We start from the raw sequence: 15,370 nt of genomic DNA on the forward strand, positions 1-15,370 counted from the left end.
GTGCCCGGCCGACTTTTGTGCAACCATTCCAGAAGTAACACGGCTGAAGCTACTACTTCTTGAACGCTCCGTCAATAAGTTGTAGTGTCGGACGCGTGGCACGAACCGGACGGCCCCGCGAGTTCGACAAGGACAAGACGCTGGCGCGCGCACTCGAACTCTTCTGGTCCCGGGGATACGGGGCGACGTCGATCCAGGACCTAGTCGACGCGCTGGCCGTCGAACGCGGCAGCCTCTACGGAACGTTCGGGGACAAGCGCCGCTTCTACCTCGAAGCCGTCAGGCTCTACTGGGACGTGTACGAGCGGCACCTGATCGCCGCACTCGACACCGACCCGCTCCTGCCGGCGCTCCGCGAGATCCTGACCCATCCGGCACGCCTGGACGAACTGATCTCCGACCTGGGCGTACCGCATGGCTGTCTGGTCGGCAACACGACCGCCGAACTCGTACCCCACGACAGCGAAGCCACCAAGATCGTCACCCGCTCGTACGCCCGGTTCACCGGCATCGTCAGCGACGCACTCCGCCGCGGGCAGGCGGCCGGAGAAGTCACCGAGGCCGCAGACCCCCAGATTCAAGCCCAGCTGCTGCTTTACATCGTCCAGGGCCTCTCACTCGTGTCGAGGGCGGGTCTTGACAGGACCGCGGCCCTGGCCGCGATCGACACTGCGATCGACGCACTGCGCGCATGACCGACCCCGGCGCCGCCCGGGGAGGGGATCGACCGGTCACCGGAATCGCGCCGGGTCCGCCGCGGATGTCCATGATCCGACCCGTTCCCGTGCCATGACGCTCCCGCGGAGGGACGGTTTATCAGGTCGGTCCTTCGTCCGTCGGAAGGAAGTTCACAGACGCCGCCGTACTCGACCGCTGCCGAGGCCGGTCCGCGGATCGACGCGTGGGGCGGCCGAGCCATGGGCACTTCGCAGACGTCGGGCGGTGAGGCACCAGCTGCTCGACCAGGCCGCGCAGGCACCGGCTGCGAGCGCTGGACCAGACGCCTGTCGATCGGTGAGATCTGCCGGTGCCCCACCCGCACAGCGGGTGGGGCACCGGCCAGCCACAGCCTCCCTACGGACGGCCATTGTGGATGGTGTGAGGACGCGATGTGAGGGGAGTCGATAAACTCGTCATCACAATCGGTTGCGTCTTCCGATTGTCGAACCGGTCGGCCCTCCCCCAGCCTTCGGCCGGGGTGCCCCCCACCGCGGGGGCGGGTTCACCACGGCTGCGGGATCCGCCACGAGGACGGAGCCCGCAGCCGGTTGTCCGCCGGACGGGGGTCAGCCGCTGACCGTGATGTCCGAGCTTCCGCTGCTCTGGTAACCCTCGGTGGCCATGATCATGTAGTACTTGAACTGGCCCAGGTTCATGCCCGCGCGCGCCCAGGCGTCGAAGTGGTTGCCGGTGGTGATGGTGCCGGAGCCGCTGGTCACCTTCGACTGCCGGACGCTCCAGTACTGGTCGAAGGTGCGGGTGCCCTCGACGGAGGGGGCGTTGTACCGCGTCGTCTTGTAGATATCGTACGTGCCGCCGTCGCTGTAGACGGTGCCCCTGTGCTCGCCGGTGGGCCGGTAGCTGCCCCAGTTGTCGACGATGTAGTACTCCACCAGCGGGTTCGACGTCCAGCCGTAGAGGCAGCCGTAGCCGTTGCCCGACGGGTTGAAGTAGCCGGTGTAGCGGACCGTCCTGCGCCCGCCGGTGTTCCAGCCCTTGCCGGCGACGAAGTTGCCGCAGTTGGTCCACCGGGTGCTGTAGCTGCCGCCGCCGTTGAGCGTCATGGAGACGGAGCCGCCGCCGTCGGTCCAGAACGAGTAGTACATGCCGTCGTAGCCGGTCTGGTTGGTGGTGATGGTGGTGGCGGCGTGGGCGGTGCCGGGCAGCAGCAGTCCGGACGCGGTGGCGAGCGCGACGGTGCCGGCGCCGCCGAGGAAGCCTCGTCGGCTCAAGCCGCTGGAGGGAACGGGGTTCTGCTGGAACTGGTCCTGCTGCATGCGTCCTCCCGATGAAGGCTGGTGGGGGGCGGGCGGCTGCTGCCGCCCGTGGCCTTGCGTGGAACACGGCGGGGGCCGCCCGTCGTCGTGCCGCAACGACCGACCGCCATACCCGGTCCCACGACGCGAGGGGAACGACGGCCTCCTGCCGTTCGGTGGCCACAGTTTTCTTAGACCGCCATGGCCCTGTCAACGCTTTCGACAGCCTTTCGGAAACACTTCCCTCACCAGAAGAGGTCTTGGCGAGTGCGCCTTCGCTGGTCAAGCCACCCCTCACGCGAACCGCTGCGAGGAACGGAATGAGCTGAGGAAGGGACGTAGCGCAATCACTCGCACAACCTTCGAAACATTCGAACTGGTGTGGACGCGACTGCGGCGGCCCCGCAGGGAACGACTGCGCGCGAACGGCCTGGCCCGGGTCACCGCGTACGACGCGGCGAAATCCGCGACCGTCACCTACGTCGAGGTACGGTGCCGCCCGGACCCCCGAATCCGTCAACCTCGCCCTGACGGGCCCTCGCCCCCCCTCGACCGCGGGGCGGCGACCGGGGATGAGCGAGTACACCGCCCGTCGCCGGCTTCAGCGGACGGCCCGGGACGGTGCCCCCACCGTCCGGTGCGATCTGGCCCCCTCGCGGGGCTCTCGACATGTGTGCCACCGCGCGGCGCTCCCCCGCACCCCTCTCGCGGCACGGGCAACGCGCCGGCCAGGCGTGCGGGAAGGGCCTCACCGACCTGCAGGCCGTGTACCGCGCGTTCGTCGACGTCCAGTCTCCGCTCGGCTGGACGCCCGCCCACGAGGTCCGGCTCGACATCGGATCCCAGGCCGCGTACGAGGAATCAGGGCGCGCTCTACCCGGACCGCCGCGCCAGGCCAGAGGCGCTCGCGTACGTCCCCGTCGGTGACGAGGGCGTCGACGGGAAGCAGGCCACGGCCCCCGTCCTCGTCGAGACCGGGAGCCGGCCGGGTCGGCAGGGCGGGGCGAGTGCCGGTCACCTGACTCCCGGGGCGTCACTTCCACGCCGAGTGGACCCGCTGCCCCGTCTCGCGAAGGCATGCGAATCAACCCGCTGAACGAACAATGCCCACCGAACAGGATCAGTCCACCCGGCGGACCGCCTGGAGCAAGCACCGCTTGCTCAACCTCCCCCTGTCCCCCACCGCACGACGTCGAACGTCAGGAAATGGGGAACCAGGTCGAGAGGCGCTTGGCGATGACCGGCACGTCAATGTGGTCCTGCGCGACGTCCTCGACGAACGGGCCGGCGACGGGGACGGGTGGCGGGGCGGTACCGGCGCTCACGCCGTTGAACCGCAGGAAGACACGCATGGCGAGCCAGGCGGTGCGCTTGTTGCCGTCGATCAGCGCGTGATTGCGGGCGACGGAGTGCAGCAGTGCCGCGGCCTTCTCGTGCAGCGTGGGATACAACTCGGCTCCGAACACGTTCGTCCGGGGCCGCTCGATCGCCGACACCAGAAGACCCATGTCACGCACGCTGTGCTCGGTACCGTTGACCGTGCGGGCGATGGTCAGGATCTCGTCGACCTGGATGTAGCGCACGTCGGTCACTTCAAGTAGTCCAGGATCCCCGCATCGCTGTCCATCAGCTCGGCCAGGACGTCATCGACGTTCAGCTCGGCCCGGTTCTGGGCGTCACGGATGGCCTCGATGGCAAGTTCCTGCTTGCTGCGGCCCTCCCGACGCGCCCGCTCGGTGAGCTTCGCGTCAAGGTCGTCGGGGAGCCGGAGTGTCATCGCCACACAAAGATGATACCTGACTGGTATCAAAGTGGCGCGGTTGAGCCGCGTTCCCTGGCAACGCGGGGTCGAAGATGGTCGCTCGCAGCACCAGCGGAGGTGCAGCAGAGACTTCCGCCTCGAGCGTCGTCCGGGCGTCAAGAATCCCCGAACACCCCTCTGAAGGCGTCGCACATGCAGGCACCTCGCTCACGAACCCGCAGGTCAGCAAGTTGCAAAGACCGATCCGCCCGCTCGAACCGCTGCCCGGGGGAAACAGGTCGAGCAACCCACCCGGACAACGAAAGCGCAGGTCAGGACCCCTTGCCCGCAGGTTCGAGGATCGCGACGCACTCCACGTGCGACGTCATAGGGAACAGGTCGAACGCGCGAAGCGTCCGCACCCGGTACCCGCCCTCGCGGAAGTAGCCGAGGTCCCGGGCCAGCGCGGCGGGATCGCAGGCGACGTAGGCGATGCGGCGGGCGCCGAGGGAGGCGAGGTGGGTGACCGTCCTGCGGCCGGCGCCGGCGCGCGGGGGGTCGAGGACGACGAGGTCGACCTCCGTGATGCCCGTGCGCGGCAGGACCGACTCGACCTTGCCCTGTTCGATGCGGACCCGGGAGAAGCCGGCCAGGTTGTGCCGCGCGTCCTCCACCGCCCGCTTGCCGGACTCGATGCCGAGCACCGCGCCCTTCTCGCCGAGGCGGTCGGCGAGGGCGCCGGCGAACAGGCCCGCGCCGCAGTACAGGTCGAGGGCCGTCTCGCCCTTGCGCGGCAGCAGGCCCTGCATGACCGCGGTGACCAGGGTGTCCGCCGCCTTCGGGTGGACCTGCCAGAAGCCGCCGTTGCCGACGCGGTAGGTGCGGTCGTCGGCGCGTTCGCGGACGAAGGGGCGGCCGTGGACGCGGTGCACGCCGCCGTCCTTCTCGCCGATCCGCAGGACGGACACCGGCCGGTCCAGCTCGACGAGGGGCAGCCGGGCGCCCGGGCGCGGGGTGAGGATCACCTGGCGGTCCTGCGAGCCCGTCGCCGCGATCGCCTCCACCGACTCCATGCCGGTCCAGTCCCGCTTCTCGATGCCCAGCTCGCTGACGCCCTCGGAGGCGATCAGGCAGCGGTCGATGCGCTCGACCTCGTGCGAGCGGTGCCGGCGCAGGCCCGCGTGGCCCTCGGCGTCGACGGCGTACTGCACGCGGGTGCGCCACTGCGGCACCTGGCCGGCGGGCACCTTGTCGCCCTCGGCCGGCATCACGGTGCCGTCCCAGCCGGCCTCCTCGGGCGTGAGGCCGGCCAGGTGCCGGAGCTGCTCGGCGATCACCTCGCCCTTGAGCCGGCGCTGGGCGCCGGGCTTGGCGTGCTGCCAGTCGCAGCCGCCGCAGCGGCCGGGGCCGGCGAAGGGGCAGGGGGCCTCGACGCGGTCCTTGGACGCCTCCAGGACCTCCACCGCGTCCGCGCGCAGGAAGCGGGCCCCCTCCTCGCCCTCGGTGACCCGCGCCACGACCCGCTCACCGGGCAGCGCGTGCCGGACGAAGAGCACCTGGCCCTCGGACGTGCGGGCGATGCAGTGGCCGCCGTGGGCGACGGGGCCGATCTCGACCTCGTACCGCTGTCCCACGAGCGACCCCGCCTGCGGGTTGTTCGGTTCTGCCTGCATGGCGGGGTGACTCCAGACCGGGAGGGGGCGGCCACGGGTGGGCCGGACAACAGCCCACCAGTCTACGTGCTCGCCGCCCCCTCTCAGTCCTTGGCCGACGGGTCCTTGGACCGCTCCACCGCCGGGCCGCGCCTGACCGCACCCGGCGCGTTCCAGTCCTGCCGCCTGCGGGCACGGTTGCGGGCCACCTCGGAGGAGGCCAGCTGGTAGGGCACGGAGGTGACCATCACGCCGGGGGTGAACAGCAGGCGGCCCTTGAGGCGCAGGGCGCTCTGGTTGTGCAGCAGGTGCTCGTACCAGTGGCCGACCACGTACTCGGGGATGATGACCGAGATCGCGTCGCGCGGGGACTCCTTGCGGAGGTTCTTGACGTACTCGATGATCGGCCGGGTGATCTCCCGGTAGGGCGAGTCCAGGACCTTCAGCGGTACGCCGATCCCGCGCCGCTCCCACTCCTCGCGCAGCGCCTTCGTCTCCGCCGGGTCGACGTTGACGGTGAGCGCCTCCAGGGTGTCCGAGCGCATCAGCTTGGCGTAGGCCAGGGCGCGCAGGGTGGGGCGGTGGATCTTGGAGATCAGGACGACCGAGTGCACGCGGGACGGACGGACGCTGTCGTCGCTGGGGCCCTCGGGGGCGGCGATCTCCTCGGCGACGCGGTCGTAGTGCTTGCGGATCGCGGTCATGGTCGCGTAGAAGATGCACATGCCCAGCAGGGCGACCCAGGCGCCGTGGGTGAACTTGGTGACCAGGACGACGACCAGCACCAGGCCGGTGAAGAAGGCGCCGAAGGCGTTGATCGCGCGGGAGCGGACCATGCGGCTGCGCGCGGCCGGGTCCTTCTCGGTCACCAGGTGGCGGTTCCAGTGCCGCACCATGCCGGTCTGGCTGAGCGTGAAGGACACGAAGACGCCGACGATGTACAGCTGGATCAGCCGCGTGGAGTCGGCGCCGTAGATGACCACCAGCAGCATCGCGGCGCCCGCGAGCAGCACGATGCCGTTGGAGAAGGCGAGGCGGTCGCCGCGGGTGTGCAGCTGGCGCGGGAGGTAGCGGTCCTGGGCGAGGATCGAGCCGAGCAGCGGGAAGCCGTTGTAGGCGGTGTTCGCCGCGAGGAACAGGACCAGCGCGGTGGCGGCGGCCAGGATGACGAACAGGAAGCTGCCCTTGCCGAACACCGCCTCGGCGACCTGCGAGATGACCGGGTTCTGCACGTAGTCGGAGCCGAGCGGGCTGCCGTTGTGGATCAGGTCGGCCGCCGGGTTCTCGGCCATGTGGACCTTGGTCGTCATGGCGAGCACGATGATGCCGCAGAACATGGTGACGGCGAGCAGGCCCATCATCGCCAGCGTGGTGGCCGCGTTCTTCGACTTGGGCTTGCGGAAGGCCGGGACGCCGTTGGAGATGGCCTCCACGCCGGTCAGCGCGGCACAGCCGGAGGAGAAGGCGCGCAGCAGCAGGAAGACCAGGGCGAAGCCCGCGAGGCCCTGGTGCTCGGCCCTGATGTGGTAGCCGGCCGTGGGGGCGCGCATGGTGTCGTCGAGGACGAGGCCGCGGAAGGCGCCCCACAGGATCATGACGAAGACGCCGCCGACGAAGACGTACGTCGGGATCGCGAAGAGCTTGCCCGACTCCTTCACACCGCGCAGGTTCATCAGCGTCAGCAGCACGATCACGGCGACCGCGCACAGCACCTTGTGCTGGACCACGAAGGGGATCGCCGAGCCCAGGTTCTCGATCCCGGAGGCGATGGAGACGGCGACGGTCAGGACGTAGTCGACGAGCAGGGCGCTGGCGACGGTCAGGCCGGCCTGGGGCCCGAGGTTGGTGGTCGCCACCTCGTAGTCGCCGCCGCCGCTCGGGTAGGCGTGGACGTTCTGCCGGTAGGAGGCGACCACCGTGAACATCAGCACCACGACCGCGACGGCGATCCAGGGGCTGAAGTGGTACGCCGACACGCCCGCGATGGACAGGACCAGCAGAACCTCCCCCGGCGCGTAGGCGACGGAGGACAGCGGGTCGGAGGCGAAGACGGGAAGGGCGATGCGCTTCGGCAGGAGCGTCTCACCCAACCGGTCACTGCGCAGTGCGCGCCCGATCAGGATCCGTTTGGGCACGTCGGTCAGTTTGGACACGACAGAGGATCGTAAGGCTTCGAACTGGCAACCGCCCACTCGGCGTCCCATATCCGCTCCCGGGTGGACCCGGAGGTGGCGGGAGCTGCGGATTTCGCGGCCGGCGCGTGCGCCGTGCCCGGAGGGCACAGCCCTTCCGCCGTCGCGCTCCCGGGGTCCCGTGCCCGCGGCCGCGGAGCCGGTCGGGGCCGTGATCGCCCTGGCCGGCCCCGGAATCCGGACCCCCGTGCAGCGTGTGCGGCATCGCGCGCCGCGGGACCCCGTCACGTGCCGTCGGCACCGGCCGGCGGCGGTGACCGGGGAAACCCCGGCACGGGGGTGCCCACCCCGGAGCACGCGTGTGTAGCTTTGGTCGTCGGTCTGAGACCCTGATGTTGAGCAGCAACTTTCGGACAGTGGAAGGACGGTCGTGCACATCGTCATCATGGGCTGCGGGAGAGTGGGTTCCGCGCTCGCCCAGGCCCTGGAGCAACAGGGGCACACGGTCGCCGTGATCGACCGGGACCCGACCGCCTTCCGCCGGCTGGGCCCGGGGTTCGGGGGCCGCCGGGTCACCGGCATCGGCTTCGACCAGGACACCCTGCGCGAGGCGGGCATCGAGGAGGCCGGCGCCTTCGCCGCCGTCTCCAGCGGCGACAACTCCAACATCATCGCCGCGCGCGTGGCCCGCGAGATGTTCGGTGTGGAGAACGTGGCCGCCCGTATCTACGACCCGCGCCGCGCCGAGGTCTACCAGCGCCTGGGCATCCCGACCGTGGCCACGGTCCGCTGGACCGCCGACCAGATGCTGCGCCGGCTGCTGCCCTCGGGCGCCGAGCCGCTGTGGCGCGACCCCACCGGCGGGGTACAGCTCGCCGAGGTGCACGCCTCCCCGAAGTGGGTCGGCCACAAGATCAGCAGGCTGCAGGAGGAGACGGGCGTGCGGGTGGCGTTCCTGACCCGCCTGGGCGAGGCGATGCTGGCCACCTCGCAGACGGTGCTGCAGGAGGGCGACCTGGTGCACGTGATGATGCGGACGGACGACATCGAGAAGGTCGAGGCGGCGTTCGCCGGGGGCCCGGAAGAGGAGGGCGGCAACTGATGAGGGTCGCCATTGCCGGAGCCGGCGCCGTCGGCCGTTCGATCGCGGGCGAGCTGCTGGAGAACGGCCACGAGGTCCTGCTGGTGGACAAGGCTCCGACCGCCATCTCGGTGGAGCGGGTGCCGCGGGCGGAGTGGCTGCTGGCCGACGCCTGTGAGATCACCTCGCTGGACGAGGCGGCGCTGCAGCGCTGCAACGTCGTGATCGCCGCGACCGGCGACGACAAGGTCAACCTGGTGGTCTCGCTGCTCGCCAAGACCGAGTACGGGGTGCCGCGCGTCGTCGCCCGGGTGAACAACCCGAAGAACGAGTGGCTGTTCAACGAGGCCTGGGGGGTGGACGTGGCCGTCTCCACGCCGCGCCTGATGTCGGCCCTGGTCGAGGAGGCGGTGAGCGTCGGCGACCTGGTCCGGCTGCTCCGCTTCAGCCACGGCGACGCCAACCTGGTCGAGCTGACCCTGCCCGAGGAGTCGGCGCTGGCCGGCACCCAGGTCGGCGACGTGCAGTGGCCGGAGGACACCTCGCTGGTCACGATCATCCGCGGCACCCGCGTGCTGACCCCCTCCGGGGAGGACTCCCTGGAGCCGGGCGACGAACTGCTCTTCGTGGCCGCGCAGGCCCGGGAGGAGCAGCTGGAGGAGCTGCTGTCGGTGCGGCGGGACGAGGTCTGAGCCGTACCCGCACGAGGAAGGGCGCCCTCGCTGCCGAGGGCGCCCTTCCTCGTGCGGCGGCCGCTTCGGGCCCCGCTCAGGCCCCGCGCCGGTGCCGTCCACCCGTCGGCTCGCCGTCCTGCGCGGCCCGGGCGGCCTCCCTCTCCTCCTCGGCCTTCTCCTGCGCCTCCATCTCCGCGAACACGTCGATGGGGGCGGGCGCCTTCGCCAGGAACACCCAGGTCAGCCAGACCGCCAGCAGGAACGGAGGGATCTTCAGGGCGACCAGGACCCAGCCGAGCTGGGTGGTGTCGGCCCACCAGTACAGCGGGAAGAGGATCGCGCACTTGGCGAGCAGGATCAGGCCCCAGGCCCAGCTGGCCTTGGCATAGGCCTTCTTGCGGCCGGGGTTGCGGGTGCGCCAGGAGAGGTTCTCCTTGAACACCGGGCCGAGGACCAGGCCGATCAGCGGGACTCCGGCGAGCGTCGTGACGATGTACGCCACCGCCAGGCCCAGCGTGTAGAGCATGCCGGGGAGGTAGAAGTCCTTGGCGTTGCCCGTGAACATCGCGAACACGACACCGAAGACCACGCCGAAGACGCCGCTGAAGGCGTGCTTGACGGTGTCCTTGCGGACCAGCCGGACCACCACCAGCACGACGGACACGGCGAGCGCGGCGACGGCGGAGACGTGCAGGTTCTTGTTGAAGGTGAAGATCGCGACGAAGAGGAGGCCGGGCACGACCGTCTCGACCATGCCGCGGATGCCGCCGAACGCCTGGAACAGTGCGGCCTCGGTCACCGCGCGGGCGTCGCGGTCGTCGTCCGGCGGGGTCTGTGGGGTGTCTTCGGTCGGCTTGTCGAAGGACGTCACCGGCTACTCCCGTCCGAGGGGTCGCAGTTCGTATTTCGGGTTGAACAGCACCCGGCGGCCCCGGCTCATCGAGATCCGGCCCGATGCGATCAGCTTGCGCCCCGGCTCTATGCCGACGATGGAGCGCCTGCCGAGCCACACCACGTCCAGCGCGGCCGAGCCGTCGAACAGCTCGGCCTGCAGGGCCGGGACTCCGGCGCGCGGTCGCAGGGTGACCGTGCGCAACGTACCAGTTACCGTGACGATCTGCCGGTCGCGGCAGTCGTCGATCCTGGTGCACCCGGCCGTCTCGGCGTCCTCGCGCAGTTCCTCGGACTCCAGGTCCTCCTGCGACGAGGAGAGCCGGTCCAGCATGCGCCGGAACCGGCCGGCCGGCTTTTCGGGACGGGGAACAGCGCTCATGTCTGAAGCGTACCGGGGCGCACCGGCGGGGCCTCACCCCAGCTCACCGCTCGAACCGGCAGCCCTTCCCCGGCTCCGTGACGAAGTGTCCGGGGCGGGAGGGGCCGGCCTCCAGTCCCTCCTCGGCCGGGTCACGCGCACGCGCAGGCGGCCGGTCCCCGCCCCGTACGACGGCCCCCACGCCTCCGGCGGCGTCGGCCGCTTCCGACCGGCCGGCCGGCGGTGCGGACCGCCGCCTCCGGCGGGTGCCACCCGGTGGGGTGGGCCGGACGTCCCGGGCGGCCCGGGCGGCCTTCTTCGCGGCCGGGCCGCCGTTGAAGTCCGCCGTCTCCACCGTCTCCTCGGTCTCCGCCCTCTCCACGGTCGTCATGCCGTCCTCGCCCGGCCCGGCCGGCGCGGCACGCGGCGGTCCGCAGCCGGTCCGGCGGTCCGGTGGTCCGTTCACGCGAAGGGCTCGGCGACGCGGCCGCCGGCGCCCGCTTCCATCGCCCGGGCCCCCGCGCCGCAGGAGTGGCGGGCGGCACCGGAACCGGCACCCGGGTCGGCGCCGCGCGGGCCCCGGACCGCCTCGATGCATGCCCTCCAGCGGTGCGGCCCGGTCCCCCTCGGCCCCCTCGGACCGGGCCGCGCCCTCGGCGTCCTCGGCGTCCTCGGCGTGCAGCGAGGGGGCTGCGGCCCGGACCCCGGCGGGGGGGCGCCGGCGTGGCTGACGGCGGCCGGCGGAGCGGTGCGGGCGCCTTCGGCGAGCGCGCGGGCCCGGCCGGCCTCCTGTCCGAGGCGGCGGTCCGGGACGGCGGCCTGCGCGGCGGCGCTCCGCGCGGCGCGGGGACGAGCACCGTCCGCCGCCCGCGTGGGGAGGGGCACGCGGAAGGGGCCGTGCCCCGCAGGACACGGCCCCTTCGCTCGTCCGCGGTGTCAGCGGACCTCGGTGATCTCCGGTCCGCGCTGCAGCTGGCCCATGCCGCCGGAGAAGCGCGAGGACTCCTCCTGCTGGACGCCCTCGGGCACCATCTGGGCGTCGTTCGGCAGCTTGAGGACGATCGGGTCGCGGGGCGCCATCGGGCCGTCGCCGCGGACCACGACCGTGTCGCGGAAGATCTGCTCCAGCAGGCCGGCGGCCTGCGGCTGCACGGCGCCCTGGCCGGAGATCACGCCGCGCAGGAACCAGCGCGGGCCGTCGACGCCGACGAACCGCACGACCTGGAAGCCGCCGGTGCCGTCCGGCAGCTGGACCGGTACCTGCGCGCGCAGCTCCCAGCCCAGCGGACCCTCGACCTCGTCGACGATGCCGCCCTGCTGGGTGATGCCGCCCGCGATCTCCTCGCGGACCTCGCCCCAGATGCCCTCGCGCTTGGGCGCGGCGAAGGCCTGGAGCTGGATGGCGCTGTCGCGCAGCACGACGGTCGCCGCGACGATCGCGTCACCGGCGACCTCGACCCGCAGCTCCATGCCGTCGACGCCCGGTACGAACAGCCCCCCGAGGTCCACGCGGCCCTCACCCGGCTCGCGCACCTCGCTGCTGTCCCAGGGCCCGTCGGGCCGGGGCCCGGGCTCCAGCCGGACGCGCTCGCGCTCGGCCCCGTCCTCCTCCGCCTCGGTGTCGACGCTGTCGACGACCTGCTCGGCCTCGCCGGCCGCGTCCTCGGCGGCACCCTTCTTCTTGCGACGTCCGAACACGTCACTGTCCTTCCCGGTCGGATACGACCGAAGCGTATCGATTCCCACCCGCCCGACCGCCCAGGGCGGCCTGACCACTTGTGCCTTTCGCGCCGCCCACCGCGGCATGGCCACCGGTGGACCCGAAGCCCGCCTCGGCCCGTGCCGAGCCGGGAAGTTCCGCGACCTCCCGGAAGCGGACCCTCTCGACCTGCTGGACGACCAGTTGGGCAATCCGGTCGAAGCGCTCGAACCGCACGGACTCGCGCGGGTCGAGATTCACCACGATCACCTTGATCTCCCCACGGTACCCGGCATCAACCGTCCCCGGGGCATTCACGAGGGCGACACCGCAGCGGGCGGCGAGGCCGGAACGAGGGTGCACGAAGGCCGCGTACCCCTCCGGGAGGGCGATCGACACCCCCGTGGGCAGCACGGCCCGCTCACCGGGCTCCAGCTCGCAGGGCTCGGTGGTGCGCAGATCGGCTCCGGCGTCCCCGGGACGCTCGTACCCCGGAAGCGGTACGTCCGGGTCGACCCGGCGGAGCAGCACGTCCAGGGGACCCCGGCCGGGGGGATCCGGGGTGCCGGCGGGATCCGGGGTGCCGGCGGGGCTCACGGGTTCACCTCGAAGGCGCGGGCCCGGCGGACCTGGTCGGGGTCGTTCATGGCGGCCCGGATCTCCTCCTGGCGGCCGTGGTCGACGAAGTGGCCGACCCCGACCTCGACGAAGAGGGCGTCGGCGCGGGCGGCGAGGGGGCCGTCGGGGGCGTCGACGCGTCCGGTGGCGGTGCAGTAGATCTTCCGGCCGGCCACGGCGGTGACCTCGGCCGCCAGGTGCAGGGTGCTGCCCACCGGGACCGGCCGCACGAAGTCGGTCTCCAGCCGGCCGGTGACGGCGATGGTCCGCAGCAGCCAGTTCAGCGAGCCGAGGGTCTCGTCGAGCGCGGCGGCCAGCACGCCGCCGTGGGCGAGTCCGGGGGCGCCCTGGTGGGCGGGCCGGACGGTGAACTCGGCGGTCAGGCGGACGCCCGCGCCGGCCCGGACCTCCAGGTGCAGGCCGTGCGGCTGCGCGGGACCGCAGCCGAAGCAGTGTTCGTAGTGGGCGCCGAGGAGCTCGCCGGGCGCGGGGGCGTCGGGGTGCCGTACCGGTTTCACCGCGTCGGCGGGGGGCTGAAGGGCTGCGGAACTACCACTCACGTCCGCAGACCTTACCCGCGCGCCGGGGCCGTGCGGATCCCGTGCCAAGCTTGGCTCCATGCAGCTTTCCGCCACCCCCTACGAAGAACGCCTCACCGCCCCCCGCTCGTGGTGGCTGATCAGCTTCCTCGTGGGCGTCTCGTTCGCCCTGATCCTGCTTCCGTTCGGCACGCTGCCGATGCTCGGCGGCCTGGTCGGCGGCACGGCGGCCGCCGCGGTGATGGCCAGTGCCTACGGCTCCCCGCGCATCCGTGTCGTGGGGGACTCGCTGATCGCGGGCGAGGCGAAGATCCCGGTGTCGGCGCTGGGCGAGACGGAGGTGCTGGACCCGGAGGAGGCCCGCGCCTGGCGCACGTACAAGGCCGACACCCGTGCCTTCCTGCTGCTGCGCGCCTACATCCCGGGGGCCCTGCGCGTGGAGGTCACCGACCCGGCGGACCCGACGCCGTACCTGTACCTGTCGACGCGCGAGCCGGAGAAGCTGGCGGAAGCGATCGAGGCGGCCCGGAAGTAGGTCCTTCCCGTGCGCGCCCGGGGGACTTCAGTCCCCCGGTTCCCCGGGGAGCCCGTCCATCCTCAGCGGATCGGCCGGCTTCTCCAGCGGGGGCAGTGCGGGCAGTTCCCGCCACGGCACCTGGATCTTGCGCAGGTCGGCCCTGATCCGGGCGGCGAGCCTTCTGGTGTCGCGGCGGTTCATCACCGCGCCGACGGCGGCTCCGACCATGAACGGCATGAGGTTGGGCAGGTCCCGGACCATCCGCTTCATGATCTGCTGACGCAGCTCGCGCTTCATGCGGCCGCCGAGGGCCGAGTCGACGGTCGACGGTTTCGTCACGTCGATGCCGCGCTCCCCCGACCAGGAGGACAGGTACACGGCGGTGCGGGCCCTGAGGTTGCCCGGCGGCCGCACTCCGTAGACCTCGTGCAGTTCGGCGATCAGCTTCAGCTCGATCGCGGCGACTCCGGTGATCTCCGCGGCCAGCTCGGTCGGCATGGCCGGCGGTACGGGCAGCATGGCCGCCGCTCCGATCCCCGCGCCGACGGCCGAGGTCCCGGCCGCAGCGCCCGTCACGAGCCTGTCGGCGAGCTGCTCGGGCCCGAGGCCCGGGAACTGCCTGCGCAGGGTCGCGAGGTCGCGTACGGGGACGCGCGGGGCGATGTCGAGAATCCGGTCCGTGAGGTACGACAGTCCCGCGCGAGCGCGGCCACTGCCCCTGCGGGCGCCTTTCCGGGCCAGTTGCCGGGCCCTGCCCCGGATCACCGCGGCCCGCCCGGCGACGGGCGCGGGATCCGGTCCCGGCACCGGGGTGTCGCCGGTCGCCGGCTCGAGCGAGGCTCCCGCACCGGATGAGCCCCGCTCGTCGTCACGTGCACCGTGCGGGCCGTCGTACGGCCCCTTGTCCGCTCCCGGGAGGTGGAAGCGGCGCTTCCGCGGAGGGGTCGAGCCAGTCACGGCCGACCCGTCCTCAGTCGCAGTCGCGGCAGATCGGCTGGCCGTTCTTCTCGCGGGCCAGCTGGCTGCGGTGGTGGACCAGGAAGCAGCTCATGCAGGTGAACTCGTCCTGCTGCTTCGGCAGGACCCGGACGGCCAGCTCCTCGTTCGAGAGGTCGGCGCCGGGCAGTTCCAGGCCTTCGGCGGCCTCGAACTCGTCGACGTCCACCGACGAGGTGGACTTGTCGTTCCGCCGGGCCTTCAGCTCTTCAAGGCTGTCCGAGTCGACGTCGTCGTCGGTCTTGCGTGGAGTGTCGTAATCGGTTGCCATGTCGCTCTCCCCCTCTGGGTGTCTGCGGTGTCTCCAGCGCACGTAACGCGTGAGAGGCCGGACTTGTGCCCGACCTGAGGCGGAGATTTTGCCTCACATCAAGGTCTGTTACTCAATCGACACCCGACCCGACCCTGCGCGAGCGATCGGCTTGGATGGCGGTGTGGACCGTACACGGTTTGCATGCCGCACCCCAAAGGGGCCTCCCCGTGTACTTCCCGT

At 71.7% G+C, this 15,370-nt stretch carries 17 protein-coding genes; 4 read left to right on the top strand and 13 right to left on the bottom strand.

Annotated elements, in window-relative coordinates; all coding sequences use genetic code 11:
- Nucleotides 1-95 precede the first annotated feature (95 nt).
- Nucleotides 96-695 (top strand): TetR/AcrR family transcriptional regulator, encoded by a 600-nt coding sequence (locus QQY24_RS07810; protein WP_301971945.1) that lies wholly within the window; start codon nucleotides 96-98, stop codon nucleotides 693-695.
- A 591-nt stretch (nucleotides 696-1,286) separates the two neighbouring features.
- Here QQY24_RS07810 and QQY24_RS07815 read toward each other — a convergent pair.
- The 5 genes from QQY24_RS07815 to QQY24_RS07835 form a co-directional block, all read right to left on the bottom strand.
- Nucleotides 1,287-1,997, bottom strand: a complete 711-nt coding sequence (locus tag QQY24_RS07815) for a glycoside hydrolase family 11 protein (protein ID WP_301971946.1) — start codon at nucleotides 1,995-1,997, stop codon at nucleotides 1,287-1,289.
- 1,178 nt (nucleotides 1,998-3,175) lie between these two features.
- Nucleotides 3,176-3,568, bottom strand: a complete 393-nt coding sequence (locus tag QQY24_RS07820) for a type II toxin-antitoxin system death-on-curing family toxin (protein ID WP_301971947.1) — start codon at nucleotides 3,566-3,568, stop codon at nucleotides 3,176-3,178.
- A complete protein-coding gene (locus QQY24_RS07825) occupies nucleotides 3,565-3,759 on the bottom strand; it encodes a ribbon-helix-helix protein, CopG family (protein WP_367657982.1) in 195 nt (64 codons plus the stop codon). The genes QQY24_RS07820 and QQY24_RS07825 overlap by 4 nt, the downstream gene beginning before the upstream one ends.
- Nucleotides 3,760-4,049: 290 nt before the next feature.
- Nucleotides 4,050-5,390 (bottom strand): class I SAM-dependent RNA methyltransferase, encoded by a 1,341-nt coding sequence (locus QQY24_RS07830; RefSeq protein ID WP_301971948.1) that lies wholly within the window; start codon nucleotides 5,388-5,390, stop codon nucleotides 4,050-4,052.
- Between the two features lie 83 nt (nucleotides 5,391-5,473).
- Nucleotides 5,474-7,522, bottom strand: a complete 2,049-nt coding sequence (locus QQY24_RS07835) for an APC family permease (RefSeq protein ID WP_301971949.1) — start codon at nucleotides 7,520-7,522, stop codon at nucleotides 5,474-5,476.
- Between the two features lie 409 nt (nucleotides 7,523-7,931).
- Between QQY24_RS07835 and QQY24_RS07840 the strand changes: the two genes are divergently transcribed.
- Nucleotides 7,932-8,603 (top strand): TrkA family potassium uptake protein, encoded by a 672-nt coding sequence (locus tag QQY24_RS07840; RefSeq protein ID WP_301971950.1) that lies wholly within the window; start codon nucleotides 7,932-7,934, stop codon nucleotides 8,601-8,603.
- The gene (locus QQY24_RS07845; protein WP_301971951.1) at nucleotides 8,603-9,274 is read left to right on the top strand and encodes a TrkA family potassium uptake protein; all 672 of its coding nucleotides are present in this window, start codon (nucleotides 8,603-8,605) and stop codon (nucleotides 9,272-9,274) included. The genes QQY24_RS07840 and QQY24_RS07845 overlap by 1 nt, the downstream gene beginning before the upstream one ends.
- 76 nt (nucleotides 9,275-9,350) lie before the next feature.
- Here the strand turns inward: QQY24_RS07845 and QQY24_RS07850 are convergent, their stop codons facing one another.
- The 6 genes from QQY24_RS07850 to QQY24_RS07875 all read right to left on the bottom strand — a co-directional run bounded on the left by QQY24_RS07850 (nucleotide 9,351) and on the right by QQY24_RS07875 (nucleotide 13,385).
- Complete coding sequence (locus tag QQY24_RS07850; RefSeq protein ID WP_301971952.1) at nucleotides 9,351-10,127, bottom strand: DUF3159 domain-containing protein; 777 nt, start codon at nucleotides 10,125-10,127, stop codon at nucleotides 9,351-9,353.
- 3 nt (nucleotides 10,128-10,130) lie between these two features.
- Nucleotides 10,131-10,529: an OB-fold nucleic acid binding domain-containing protein gene (locus tag QQY24_RS07855; RefSeq protein WP_301971953.1), complete on the bottom strand. Its 399-nt coding sequence runs from the start codon at nucleotides 10,527-10,529 to the stop codon at nucleotides 10,131-10,133.
- Nucleotides 10,530-10,572: 43 nt separating this feature from the next.
- Entirely contained in the window at nucleotides 10,573-10,899 is a 327-nt protein-coding gene (locus QQY24_RS07860; RefSeq protein ID WP_301971954.1) for a hypothetical protein, read from the bottom strand.
- 545 nt (nucleotides 10,900-11,444) lie between these two features.
- Complete coding sequence (locus QQY24_RS07865; RefSeq protein ID WP_301971955.1) at nucleotides 11,445-12,206, bottom strand: DUF3710 domain-containing protein; 762 nt, start codon at nucleotides 12,204-12,206, stop codon at nucleotides 11,445-11,447.
- Between the two features lies 1 nt (nucleotide 12,207).
- On the bottom strand, nucleotides 12,208-12,804 hold the full coding sequence (gene dut / locus QQY24_RS07870; RefSeq protein ID WP_301971956.1) for a dUTP diphosphatase: 597 nt from the start codon (nucleotides 12,802-12,804) through the stop codon (nucleotides 12,208-12,210).
- The gene (locus QQY24_RS07875) at nucleotides 12,801-13,385 is read right to left on the bottom strand and encodes a PaaI family thioesterase (protein ID WP_301971957.1); all 585 of its coding nucleotides are present in this window, start codon (nucleotides 13,383-13,385) and stop codon (nucleotides 12,801-12,803) included. The genes dut and QQY24_RS07875 overlap by 4 nt, the downstream gene beginning before the upstream one ends.
- A gap of 58 nt (nucleotides 13,386-13,443) precedes the next feature.
- Here QQY24_RS07875 and QQY24_RS07880 point away from each other — a divergent pair, with 58 nt between their 5' ends.
- A complete protein-coding gene (locus QQY24_RS07880; protein WP_301971958.1) occupies nucleotides 13,444-13,899 on the top strand; it encodes a DUF3093 domain-containing protein in 456 nt (151 codons plus the stop codon).
- A gap of 27 nt (nucleotides 13,900-13,926) precedes the next feature.
- Here QQY24_RS07880 and QQY24_RS07885 read toward each other — a convergent pair whose 3' ends face one another.
- Both QQY24_RS07885 and QQY24_RS07890 read right to left on the bottom strand, forming a co-directional pair.
- Nucleotides 13,927-14,838, bottom strand: a complete 912-nt coding sequence (locus QQY24_RS07885) for a hypothetical protein (RefSeq protein ID WP_301971959.1) — start codon at nucleotides 14,836-14,838, stop codon at nucleotides 13,927-13,929.
- Between the two features lie 13 nt (nucleotides 14,839-14,851).
- Nucleotides 14,852-15,148: a DUF4193 domain-containing protein gene (locus QQY24_RS07890; protein WP_003997302.1), complete on the bottom strand. Its 297-nt coding sequence runs from the start codon at nucleotides 15,146-15,148 to the stop codon at nucleotides 14,852-14,854.
- Nucleotides 15,149-15,370: the final 222 nt, after the last annotated feature.

Source organism: Streptomyces sp. TG1A-8 (assembly GCF_030499535.1).
Taxonomy (GTDB): Bacteria; Actinomycetota; Actinomycetes; order Streptomycetales; family Streptomycetaceae; genus Streptomyces.

What these genes read in the sequence shown, in the direction of transcription:
- QQY24_RS07815 (WP_301971946.1), bottom strand. Translation starts at nt 1,997, where the DNA reads ATGCAGCAGGACCAGTTCCAGCAGAACCCCGTTCCCTCCAGCGGCTTG.
- QQY24_RS07830 (WP_301971948.1), bottom strand. Translation starts at nt 5,390, where the DNA reads ATGCAGGCAGAACCGAACAACCCGCAGGCGGGGTCGCTCGTGGGACAG.
- QQY24_RS07845 (WP_301971951.1), top strand. Translation starts at nt 8,603, where the DNA reads ATGAGGGTCGCCATTGCCGGAGCCGGCGCCGTCGGCCGTTCGATCGCG.
- QQY24_RS07855 (WP_301971953.1), bottom strand. Translation starts at nt 10,529, where the DNA reads ATGAGCGCTGTTCCCCGTCCCGAAAAGCCGGCCGGCCGGTTCCGGCGC.
- QQY24_RS07860 (WP_301971954.1), bottom strand. Translation starts at nt 10,899, where the DNA reads ATGACGACCGTGGAGAGGGCGGAGACCGAGGAGACGGTGGAGACGGCG.
- QQY24_RS07880 (WP_301971958.1), top strand. Translation starts at nt 13,444, where the DNA reads ATGCAGCTTTCCGCCACCCCCTACGAAGAACGCCTCACCGCCCCCCGC.
- QQY24_RS07890 (WP_003997302.1), bottom strand. Translation starts at nt 15,148, where the DNA reads ATGGCAACCGATTACGACACTCCACGCAAGACCGACGACGACGTCGAC.